A 12,367-nucleotide genomic window follows, 5' to 3' on the forward strand; every position below is an offset into this window, starting at 1 on the left:
GATTTTTTAATCCATTATCGTTTAAAAAGTAACACTTTCTACCATCTTTTCTCACAAACCTATCAGACATTATACCATAAATTTTAAAATCGACAAATGGAAAATAGAAAACTAGAATTTTGTTACATTTTCGTCCTTTTTGTTGAAATCATTTGTTATAATGTGAGATAGATAGAGTTAAGGGAGGAGAAAACCGGTGAAAAAAAGAACGATCGTCATGATGTTTCTCGCAGCGATGTTGACCGTATCTGCATCAAAAGCGCTAGCAAATAGCGAACCTGTGTTAGCAAGCGTCGAATGGGTGCTATCAAAAATGAATCCGTTAAATGACCGAGTCACTAAGCTTGAACAACGCGTTCAACAACTTGAGCAGGAAGTAAAAAAACTAAAACAACAATTAGAGGCGGCGAAATGACGATGAAACGCATTCGATGGATTTTAGTTGCTTTCAGTCTATTTCTCTTTATCCCAACATCCGTTGATGCGGCGTCATATCCAACTCCTGTAAAGGTAAAGCTATTGCCGACAGCGACGTTTCTTGCGACAGTGAATGGAAACTATCAGCTCATTGATTTAAAAACGAAACAAGTTATTCCGTTTACAAATCCCATTGCCTTTTCCCAAACGAATGGGGCGGTTGTCGCTACGATCAACGGTACTTCTTACACATCAACAAGCGGGTTTTTATTAGATGAAGTGACAAGAAACGATCAACATGACGTCACAATCGGTAGCATTCAACAAGCGAACGGCACATCAGCACCTGTGAAATATCGCGGTTCATTTGAAATAACCCCAGGGACGACAGCACCAAACTTATTTAATACGTTAGATATAGAAGATTATTTAAAAGGTGTCGTTCCAGGAGAAATGCCGTCATCTTGGCATAAAGAAGCGTTAAAAGCACAAGCTGTGGCGGCTCGTAGCTATGCATATGCCCAATTAAAAAATACATCATTTTTACAAATGACAGTCGCAAGCCAAGTGTACGGCGGAAAATCAAAAGAACAAGCAACGTCAACAGCAGCCGTCAATGAAACAGCAGGCGTATATGCAACGTATCAAAATGAACCCATTTCTGCGTATTTCCACTCAAGTTCTGGTGGAAACACAGAACATAGCGAAAATGTATGGAGTAACGCCGTTCCTTATATTCGTTCTGTTTCTGATCCATATGATCGTCATGGAAGCAATCCACATTATGGGTGGAACGCAAAAGTAGTAGCTAATACAGTATCTTCAAGATTTAAGCTAACAAACGAACAAGTCGTATCACTTCGTGTAACACAAAAAACAAATGCAGGAAGCGTTCAACAAATGGAAGCGACCGTATACAATCCAGCGACAGGACAAAAGCGCATCGTACAAGCTCGCCCTTCTTTCGTCTCATCAGCTGATGCGTTTCGTTCATTTTTCGGCATTTCATTAAAAAGTATTGCCTTCGATGTCAATGGAAATGCAAACGTGAAAGTGAAACGGGCAGATGGGTCAGAACAAACAGTCGATCATATTGTTGGCTATGCGCTTCAAACAAATAATGGACAAATGACAATTACAACTGGAAATACTTCGATTCGTACAGAAAATGGAACGATGTACTATCCAACTGCCCCAACTGAATTTACATTTACAGGGAATGGATGGGGACATCGACTCGGCATGAGTCAATGGGGAGCGCGCTCGATGGCCGAAAAAGGATTTACGTATGACCAAATTTTAAAGTATTACTACAAAGGGATTGAAGTGAAAAAAATCAAATAGGCTGTGCACATGCACAGCCTATTTATTTTGAAGCGCACGATCCATAAACGTCGCAAAGTGAGCGCGCTTTGTTGCTTGCTCAGGATAAAAATAGCCGTTGCTTCCTTCTGCAATGCCATGTTGAGAAATAATGCGAATTTCTAGCGCTCCTTCGGTTCCGTTTGTCACATCTTTATAACCTGCATACGGTGCTGATGTCGCCTGCAGGCGAAAAGCGCGTTGAATAATCATCGCCATATGCTTTCGCTTCATCGATTCTTGTGGTGCAAACCGATTGTTTGGATACCCCCCAACAAAACCAGCTTCATATGCGGTCATAATTTCACGTGCAAACGGATGAGAGTTTGGTACATCCGCAAAAATCGATGGCTTATTTGATAGCGGCAGTTGGAATGCTCTTACAAGCATCGCAGCCGCTTGCGCGCGCGTAATCGCTTGATTTGGAGCGAACAAACCATCACCCACACCCCCAACGATATTTTGACGGTATAAACGAGTGACGGAGACATACGCCCAATGACCGAGCGGAACGTCTTTAAACACTTGCGGCGATTCCGCAGCTGTTTTTATTTTTGCTAGTTGTTCGTCTAACTGTTTTATTTTTTCATCGATTTGATTTAAACGGCTATTCGTATCTGCCAATTGCTGTTCCGTCCATGGTGCTGTCGCAATTTCTTGTTCTTCACTTGCCCCTGCATGTTCTTGCTCACAACCTGTCAATAACAACATAGCGACAGAAACAGTCGAGATGATCCACCTTTTCACTACGTCACCTCCTATTGTGCTGTATAATATTTCACAATACCTTGATAAATCGCTTCTGCATATATATTTTGATATTCTGCCGACGTCAACTTAGCACGATCTTCAGCATTCGAAATAAACCCAAGTTCAACGAGCACACTTGTTACGCTATTGTTACGTAAAACATACAAACCGCTATTTTTTACACCACGATCGACCATATTTGCCATACGGACAATTTCCTCTTGAATGTATTGCGCCAATTTTTTGCTTTCTTCAGCATTCGGATTCGTTAATGAATCATAATACACTTCCGCTCCTTTTGCACTTGTGTTCGTCGCTGAATTTGTATGGATGCTGACAAACATTTCAGCATAGTTATTTTTTGCAATATCAACCCGATCTTGCAGCGTCGGATACACATCGGTCTCCCGCGTCATGACAACCGTTGCGCCTGCTTTTTCAAGTTTATCTTTTAACAATTTCGCTACTTCAAGCACAATTGTTTTTTCGTTCGCTCCTCCGCTGATCGCACCAGGATCTTTTCCACCATGCCCTGCGTCAACGACGATAATGCGCCCTTTCACAGGGGAACCTGCTATATTCCGCAGTTTTAAATACGTTTTATGCACGTAAGCAAACTGACCGTTATACGCAATTTTTGCCCAATATCCGTTTATGTCGTATACATCAACAACTTGTCCTTTTTTCAACGTTCCGACAAGCGTCCCAGTCGTTGACGGCGTTTGTCGAACGTTAAGCGAAGAAATTGTCACCGTTCCTTGAATATTTGTTTTTCCTTGTTCGATTAAATCAGGTAACGGCAAACGAAATTGATCGTTAATGGTTCGAGCTACTAATGTTGCAAATTCAGCACGCGAAATCGCATCCTTCGGGAAAAATTGCCCATCCCGTCCATTCGCTATACCGTGATAATATAAGCGATTAATATGCGCTAACGCCCGATGCCCTGCCGTATCTTTAAATACCGCGGCAGACTCTACCGCTGCTCCTTTACTCGGGAGCGAAAAAGCATTGACAAGAACGATGCTCATTTCAGCACGTGACAACCCATCATTCGGACGAAAGTTTGTCGTGCCGTCTCCCCCCATCACGCCTAGTTGCACTGCGCGTGCGATCCAACCACGCGCCCAATGATTTAGTGGAACGTCTTGAAACGGCAACGTTCCATCTTTCCACTCCGTTTGCCCAAGAGCGCTGACGATCATTTTTGCCGCTTCTGCTCTTGTCACCATTTGTGCAGGACGAAATTGTACCGTTTGTCCCATTTGATAGCCGTTAATAATTTGTGCATTTGCTAAAAAATCAATTTCATTTTTTGCCCAATGATCGTCCCCAACATCGACAAATCGCCCTCCTTGCTTTACTTCTGTATTTGCCCAACTAGGTGAAGCAACAGAAAAAAAAGCAAGAAAAACGATGAACCAACCATATACGTGACGTTTCCCCAGCATCTTCTTCTCCCTTTCGACATTTTTCTACCATTAAGCATAACAAACAATCCTAACCTTTTCCATACCCGTCAAAGCATATTTTTCTATTCGACAAATCGCTCGATCTTTTTCGACAAATAACGACACAAAAAGACAAATTTATACAACAAAGTTATGATTTTTGTAGTGATTTTTTAAAATAAAAAGGCTATACTTATTTATGCGATAAGGTTTTGGTTGCTAAGTCAGCCTCCCCGCCGTTTCCAAATGGCGGGGCTTTTTTTTATTATGGTTTTGTCGAATCTTGTCGAAAAAATGAAGAAGCGCGGATAAGTACGGCACACATTTCTGCTCTCGTGATCGGATCATTCGGACGGAAAAAGGCATGTTTTGCAATCAATCCTCGTTCCGCTAGCAATTGCACTGCTTTCCACACATCTTGTTGCTTCACATCTCGAAACGGATAAACGGAGCGAATCTGCTCATTCTCGAGCTGAAGCGCACGCATAAGTAGTAAAGCCATTTGTCCACGCGTCAGTTGCTCTTGTAAAAATGCCCGTCCCCCATTTCCTTTCACAATTCCTTTTTCCGCAGCCGTTGCTACAGCAAGTGCATCAGCTGACGTTAATGGCACATCGACAAAAGGAGATTGCAAAATAGATGGCGCCTCCCAACCAAATAGACGAGAAAGTATAACCATGCTTTGTCGACGTGTGACAGGATCGTTTGGATGAAACAAGCCGTCTGGAAGTCCACGTACAATCTGTAGTTGCTGGGCTTGCATGATCGCATCATATGCCCAATACGTCTTTTTCACATCGGAAAACGTTGTCGAACGAATGGGAACAGAATGAACGTCATAGGCGACGACCCGTTTTTGATCATCGGTAATGACAACCGCTACATCTCCTTGTTGTTTAACGATGTCGAACAAACGAAAAGACATCATTTCTCCATCTATACGAAACGAATGAACGAGCTTTCCGTTCACAAAAAGATGACCTTGTTTTCCAACAAATCGAGAAGACAAACCTAAAACATACGTACGATGTTTTTCAATTGGCTGCCCCGGCTGCAAATTCAACCAGTCAATACCTAATGGAGCAGATAACGTCATTGCCCGTTGCCATTGAATCATTCCATGTCCGGTATATATATCATATCCACGCCAATACACATCTTTTGCTGTTTTCCATAAACGTTTCCGAAGTTGAATCGCATCTTCTTCTGGATACATCGCCTGCAACATCGCAAGTAATGCCGAAACGTGCGGTGCTGCCATCGACGTTCCGCGCATCGTCCGATACCCAGACAAATATGTGCTCATTAAAAAATCTCCTGGTGCGCTCACGTCCACGTCCCAACCATAATTTGAAATAGAAAGCGGCAGTTGTTTTCGATCGATCGCTGAAACAGTAATGACCCCAGGGTAGCTTGCTGGATAAATGTTTGTTGTCGGCATATGGCTATTTCCTGCGGCGGCAACAACATGTACACCTCGTTTTACTGCTTCTTCGATGACCGACTTTAACACTTCCGTCTCTCCTTGACCAGCTAAACTTAAATTAATAACAGAGGCCCCTTGGTCAAGTGCATATTTTACTCCTTTTGCAATTTCAAAATCACCGCCGACTCCATAACGATCTAGCACTTTAATTGGTAAAATATCAATTGGTGCATCACCGATCAGCCCGACAATTCCTTTTCCGTTATTGACACGCGCAGCTAAAATGCCAGTCACATGCGTCCCATGCCCAAACGTATCATCAGCATATCGCTTCTTTTCTGCATAATCGACACTTACGCTATATAACACATGGTCGCTTAAATCTTCATGCAGCACAATCCCAGAATCAACAACCGCAACAAGAACATGGTCGACCCCTTTCACCTCAACAATGCGTGGGGCTTTTGTCCAATTTCGCGCTGTCACGTATAGATGAATCGTTGAAGAAGAACGGGGGATGAGTACATCTAAACGAGAAAGCTCTCCTTCATTTTTCCCTAACATGTCACCTTTTTCATCTTGTACCTCTATACGCCATGGTCCTTCGATATGATCGACCGTGACAGAAAGACGGGATAATTTCTCTTCGCCAAGCGCGATGACGATATGTTCACCGTAAAACGGCTCACCATCGTACACGTATGTTTGTCCATCGACTACCATCTGTTTACCGATTAGTCGATTCACAGATGTCAGCGAAGGCATAGACCAATGAATAAGTGGCAAAGACCATTGCTCAGAAAGTAACGGATCATCAATAGCTGCCCGCTTCACATCATTTTTTTCCATTTTCAAAACAAATGGCAAACGTGATACCGCTTTTTGTTCCTCTTCTGTTAATGCAACTTTCGCAAACGTCCCCATCGTATCAACAACGTACGGTTGAAGATATACAACGTCCGATATCCGTTGAACTTGAACGATCCACTCTTCTTTTTCACTCGCCCAAACGACTTGTGGAATAAAAAGAAAAATTAATAATATCCATAACCATCTGCTCACCCCTATCACCTCCTATGCACTTTCATTGTATCGTTCCAAACACGACATGAATAGACAAAAATCGCAACTAAATAAAATAGCAATTTCACTGAAAAATAATAGTTTTTTAATATTTTAGTAAAAAAAGATTTGTAGAATTTTGTTATAATGAAGAAGATTCATAATGAAGTAGAGGAGGAAAAAAGATGTATAAAATGAAAAAATGGCTCATCGTTGCTTGTATGTTTGCTGTTGCCTTCGTTCTCCAACCGCAAACATCGGAAGCAAGCGGGCATGTGACGCGCGGAGAATTTGTGCAACAACTTATCACAACACTTGGCGTCGATGTCAAAAGCGAAGTGAAAGAACTTCCCTTTATAGACGTCGATCCGCAACTTGCGCCATACGTCGAAGCAGCTATTCGCCTCGGCATCGCAAGTGGAAAAACGGAAACAACATTTGCGCCAAACGAAAAAATAACACGTGAACAAGCGTATGTCTTTCTCATTCGTTCGTTACAACTTCGTCATCATTACGCAACGAACGTATTTAAACTGTATAAAGACGAAAAATTTATTAAACCGTGGGCACAACAGTCACTTGCTGCAGCACTTCATCTTGGTTTACTTCAAGGATATAGTGATAAAACAATTCGACCGCAACAATGGCTCACATTAGAACAAACTAAAGCAATACTTAAGCGATACGAAACAAATATTGAAAAAATTACATTCATTCATACAAACGACACGCACGGACGCATAATCGCCAACGCACAAAACGGTGAAATGGGCTTTGCTAAAATCGCAAAAATTGCTCAAGATGCGCGCCAAAAAAATAAACAAACGCTCCTTGTCGATTTAGGCGATACGTTCCACGGCACGACATACGTGAACTTAAATAGCGGGCAAACTGTCGTTGACTTGATGAATGCGATGAAATACGATGCGATGGTTCCAGGCAACCACGATTTTAACTACGGTCAAAACCGTTTGCTTGAGTTAAAACAAGCTGTACAATTTCCAGTCGTTAGCGGAAACATTTATAAAAACGGACAACCTTTTTTACCTGCCTATACGATTAAACAAGTCGGCAACAAAAAAATTGCGCTTGTCGGTTTAACTGCAACAGATACAGCTGTAAAAACGAATCCTGCAGGCATTGTCGGCATCACATTCGCAGATGAAGAAGCGACATTAAAACAACTTGTAGGCGAGCTAAAAGGAAAGGTTGACCATATCGTCGTATTATCTCACGCTGGTTTACAAACAGATGAGAAACTTGCTAACAACGTATCTGGTGTAGACGTCATTCTCGGTGGTCATAGCCACGACACAATTGAAGCACCGAAAAAGTTTAAATACGCTTACGTCTCCCAAGCGTTTGAATACGGAAAAGCACTCGGACAAACAAACTTATTATTCTATAAAGGCAAACTTATTGGCGTCAACGGCTTCTTATATCGTGACAGCGCAACAAAGCAAGAAGACACAACCGTTCGAGCGATCGTTGACACGTACAAAAACAATATCGATGCTACTTTACAACAAGTGATCGCAACAATTGACGTCAGCTTAGACGGTGAACGTGCAAACGTACGCACAAAAGAAACAAATCTCGGCAACCTCATTGCTGATGCGATGCGCCAAACGCTTCAAACTGATGTTGCCCTAACAAACGGTGGCGGCATTCGGGCTTCCATTCCAAAAGGGGACGTCACACGCAATCATATTTTAACGACGCTACCGTTTGCAAACACGCTTGTGAAAGTATCGATGAGCGGCGCCGATTTGAAAAAAGCGCTTGAACATGGCGTCCGTCTCTATCCTGACCAAAACGGTGGCTTCCCACACGTTTCAGGCATTCGCTTCACGTTCGATGCGACGAAACCAGCTGGCTCACGTGTGACATCCGTTCAAATTAACGGACAGCCGCTTGATGAAGCAAAAACATATACCGTCGCAACAAACGACTTTATCGCCAAAGGCGGCGACGGCTATGATATGTTTAAAACAAGTAAACTTGAATTTGATAGCGGGGAATTATTAAGTACAGTCGTGATCAACTATTTACAATCACAAAAACCGATTCCAACGGTAGAAGGTAGAATTACAGTAGCGAATCAATAACGAAAAAGACGTCCAAACGGGCGTCTTTTTTACGTTAAATCCCAAAATACGTGACAAAAGGAAATGATATGGTATAATGTGTTGGGAAGGAGTGGTAGTTTTGTTTAAAAAAATTATTGGATATGTACTCGTTACACTCATTAGTTTTTCAACGATGGCGACATCTACGGAGGCAACAAGCATTCGACCTGTACATGTCCCAATCATTTCAAACGGAAAAGCACTACAAACAGATGCGTCGCCCATTATGGTGAACAATCGTATTCTCGTCCCATTTCGAGCGATCGCTCAAACGATGGGGGCAAATGTTTTTTGGAATGCAAACACAAAACAAGTGACCGTTCAAAAAAACAAAAAGGTTATTTTTCTTACTGTTCAATCGTCCACAGCGACAATAAATGAGCAAACCGTTACACTTGACGCCCCACCGATCATTTACAAAGGGCGCACATTTGTCCCTATTCGTTTTGTCGCTGAGGCGCTCGATGCCCATGTTCAATGGACGGGAAAAGATGTGCGCATCTCGTGGGCAACTTTACAAACAAGTAAGGGAGCAGTATATGTCAATCAGACAAAAATTACAAACAACACGATGACAGATGGATTATATACATACATTCCATTAAAAAACTTATTAACAGCTATTGATGTAAATGCCGATTGGATCGAAACAGATGAATCATTAACCGTGCGATTATCCCGTGGACAGCTGACCATTTTCGCAGGAAAAAAACAATTTATTGTTGATGACCAAGAAGTTGTAGCACCACTCGCACCGATTCGACTGAACGACGAATGGTACGTATCTGCTTCGTGGATCATGACCGTGTTTGGCGCGCAAATGACTCGTAACGGAAATAACGATTTATTTTTCTCTATTCCACGAACGACATTTCGCAGTCCGTTACTGCCCGTCAACGAAACAGCTATGATTGTCCCACAGCACGTCACAACACCAAAAATGGCTGATGACCGTCGTCTATTAATAAGTGACAATCCAGAAGTGTTGACATCCGCTTCTGTACCAAATGGACAAGCGACGTTAGCGCTTGATCACGTGCAAGGATTACTTCAAACGATGGAGCATCGCGTATTTGGTTGGCACGTGAATAACTTAGGCACTCATGCGACAGTTGCAATAATGATCGACAACCGTTCATCTAGCGATATGGTCGTCACGAATATAAGAGGAACATATCGAACAAGTCCAAACAGTTGGGGGCATTATGATGTTGGATTACCACTAGCTGAGGCGGTGTTGCGCCAATCGTTCGCAACCGTTCCAACAATAAAAGTGAAAGCAGGAGCGAGTGCAGTCATTCAAGCATTTGATGTTTCAAACAATCAACTGCTCGGCTTTTTATATGACTTTACTGTACAACAAGAAAGCGGCACGGCAGACTATCGCATTCGCACAGTTGTCACCAATTCATCTGCTAATTTCTCAACAATCTCTCCAACGCTCGCACCGCTTGATTCTTATGCGACTCATCCGCGCGGCGTATGGAAGGGAACGACATTAGAAGCGTCATTGCCGACATATACGATCGATAGCGAACCTGTTGCTTACAGTATATCAAACGGAAAAACGGATCATCTTCTTTCCGTTTCCAATGCATTAAGCAATCCGAACGAAACCGTGCACAACCCTGGTCATTACGGCTTAACATATCGTCTATCGCTCCACATCCAAAACGAAACCGGAGAAACTAAAACGATTCGCCTTCGTTTTAGCGGACGTGGGGGCGCTTATTGTGGGGGCATCAAAATAAACGGTGTCGTTTATCTCATCCCACCGCTTCAACCGATTACCCAATCCGCCTACATCGACTACACCGTCTTTTCAAGTCAAGACGTCCTTTCGCTTGAACTAATGCATGCAGGCGGGGCCGCACTGCCGCTTGGGATCGAAGTTTCGACGGTGAGGTGAAAAAGGATGTCCGAACCGGACATCCTTTTACTTGTGTAACAATCGAAGCATTTCATATAGCATTTTGGCCGCTTGCGCTCGTGTCGCTTTTCCTTTTGGATCGAACACTCGTTGACCGTTTTGCATTTTTCCGTCGATGATCTGTAGTTGTGCAGCTAATTGTACGTCCTCGCGAGCATAAGATGCAATGGTTAAAGCATCAGAAAATGATACATTTCTCGCTTTTCCTTCTTCTAAAATTTTCTCATTTTTATATTGAATCGCACGGACGATCATCGTTGCCATTTGTTCACGTGTAATTGGAGCATACGGATCAAACTTTCCTCCATTTCCACGAATAATACCAGCTGCACTGGCTGCTTCAATTTCAGCAACTGCCCATTTCAATTTTTCGCTCACATCTGTAAATGTTCCTTTATAGGATGTCTTTGGTAAATGTAATGCTCTTGCCAATAACACAGCAAACTCCGCGCGTGTCACACTTCCATTTGGAACAAATTCATTTTCTTTCATTCCTTTAAGAACCATACGCGATGCTAGTGACTCAATATACATTTTCGCCCAATGCGTCTTCACATCTGCAAATGTTTTAAATTGCTCGATGACCGCATATGTAGAAAAATGAGATACAGAGACGATCCATTCTTCTCCTTTTAAAGCCCCACCAACATACTCCCATTGCTTCGCGTTTTCATTCCAATAATATGCCGCTGTATAATCAGCATTTTTTACTTGTTTACCAACATTCATACGGATTTCAACTGGCTTGTCAAATAAATGATCATATTTTTTTCCATCTACTTGAATAGAAAAATCATATGCACGGTATGCTTCACTTTTTTGCACAGGTGTGACTGTAACCGTCACATTTGCACGCACATCGAACGATTGTAAAACAGCTGGCGAAAGCGCTACCGTTGCACCACTTGCTTGAATAGCTAACGGCTTATTCGCTTTGACGATTTCCTCAACTATTGCTGCAGAAACCGTCGCTTGTTTTTCCACTTGAACCGTCACAGTTGGTACAGATGATTGTAGTTGCTGACGTACCGCCTCATCTACTTGCTCTCCTTTTGATGGAACAGGTTGTGGAGACGGTTTAGGCGTTGGCGCTGGACTCGGACTTGGTGACGGTGCTGGACTTGGTGATGGCGTCGGACTCGGTGTTGGTGCTGCTGAAACAGAAAAACTTTTTTCTATCGCTTTCCCTAAAGCCTCGACTTTAACCATATAAGAACCTGTTTCAATGACACGAAATGTATGCGTATATTGACCATTACTATTCGAAAAAACGTTTTCTTGCTTTAATGTTGTTCCGTTTTTCGTCCATGTCACTTGCACACTTGTACTCAGTGCTTTTCCATCTTCTTTTACTATGCCTGAAACGGTGACTGTGTCCCCCTCAACATAAGAAGAAGCGTTTAATTCTGCAGTCAATTCAATGACTTTTTCTTTTTTCGGTTCTTCAACGACAAATACTGTTGTTGCTTCCCCACTACTTGCTTTTAAAGTGACGGTATATTTCCCATACGCCGCATTGTCTTTTAGTGTAAAAAACGTCTGCACTGTGCCATCATTACTAATCTCATTATCATTCCATTGATATGTGTACTCAATCGATTGATTAGGACCTCGCACAGTTAACGTTGGCTTCGTTCCTTTTCCTTGTACATTTCCAGCAATATTGACCTTCTCTCCACGTACATAAGCAGATTTATCCGTTGACACAGTAACCCCGGCTGCCCACGCAGGAAAAGAAGAAAAGATAAGCAACAAACATAATAAAGTTGCTATTCCTTTTTTCATTCATAATCCTCCCTTGATTATCACAGAAGAATGGCTTGCTGCCTGTTTGACAGAA

General features: G+C 42.5%; 8 protein-coding genes. 4 read left to right on the forward strand and 4 right to left on the reverse strand.

Annotated elements, in window-relative coordinates; translation table 11 throughout:
• The first annotated feature begins 196 nt into the window (after window positions 1–196).
• Both ASC42_RS09310 and ASC42_RS09315 read left to right on the forward strand, forming a co-directional pair.
• Window positions 197–415: a hypothetical protein gene (locus tag ASC42_RS09310; protein WP_055441507.1), complete on the forward strand. Its 219-nt coding sequence runs from the start codon at window positions 197–199 to the stop codon at window positions 413–415.
• Between the two features lie 2 nt (window positions 416–417).
• Window positions 418–1,761 carry a SpoIID/LytB domain-containing protein gene (locus ASC42_RS09315; protein WP_245191171.1) on the forward strand — a complete coding sequence of 448 codons (1,344 nt, stop codon included), beginning with the start codon at window positions 418–420 and terminating at the stop codon, window positions 1,759–1,761.
• Between the two features lie 18 nt (window positions 1,762–1,779).
• Here ASC42_RS09315 and ASC42_RS09320 read toward each other — a convergent pair whose 3' ends face one another.
• The 3 genes from ASC42_RS09320 to ASC42_RS09330 all read right to left on the reverse strand — a co-directional run bounded on the left by ASC42_RS09320 (window position 1,780) and on the right by ASC42_RS09330 (window position 6,468).
• A complete protein-coding gene (locus ASC42_RS09320; protein WP_245191172.1) occupies window positions 1,780–2,526 on the reverse strand; it encodes an S-layer homology domain-containing protein in 747 nt (248 codons plus the stop codon).
• Between the two features lie 11 nt (window positions 2,527–2,537).
• The gene (locus tag ASC42_RS09325) at window positions 2,538–3,980 is read right to left on the reverse strand and encodes an N-acetylmuramoyl-L-alanine amidase (protein ID WP_055441509.1); all 1,443 of its coding nucleotides are present in this window, start codon (window positions 3,978–3,980) and stop codon (window positions 2,538–2,540) included.
• A 265-nt stretch (window positions 3,981–4,245) separates the two neighbouring features.
• Complete coding sequence (locus ASC42_RS09330) at window positions 4,246–6,468, reverse strand: S8 family peptidase (protein ID WP_055441510.1); 2,223 nt, start codon at window positions 6,466–6,468, stop codon at window positions 4,246–4,248.
• A gap of 185 nt (window positions 6,469–6,653) precedes the next feature.
• Here ASC42_RS09330 and ASC42_RS09335 point away from each other — a divergent pair, with 185 nt between their 5' ends.
• Complete coding sequence (locus ASC42_RS09335; RefSeq protein WP_055441511.1) at window positions 6,654–8,576, forward strand: 5'-nucleotidase C-terminal domain-containing protein; 1,923 nt, start codon at window positions 6,654–6,656, stop codon at window positions 8,574–8,576.
• 91 nt (window positions 8,577–8,667) lie between these two features.
• Entirely contained in the window at window positions 8,668–10,506 is a 1,839-nt protein-coding gene (locus ASC42_RS09340) for a stalk domain-containing protein (RefSeq protein ID WP_082435714.1), read from the forward strand.
• 27 nt (window positions 10,507–10,533) lie between these two features.
• Here the strand turns inward: ASC42_RS09340 and ASC42_RS09345 are convergent, their stop codons facing one another.
• A complete protein-coding gene (locus ASC42_RS09345; protein ID WP_055441513.1) occupies window positions 10,534–12,312 on the reverse strand; it encodes an S-layer homology domain-containing protein in 1,779 nt (592 codons plus the stop codon).
• Window positions 12,313–12,367 lie beyond the last annotated feature (55 nt).

This window comes from Anoxybacillus suryakundensis, from assembly GCF_001418025.1.
GTDB classification, from domain to species: Bacteria; Bacillota; Bacilli; order Bacillales; family Anoxybacillaceae; genus Anoxybacillus; species Anoxybacillus tengchongensis.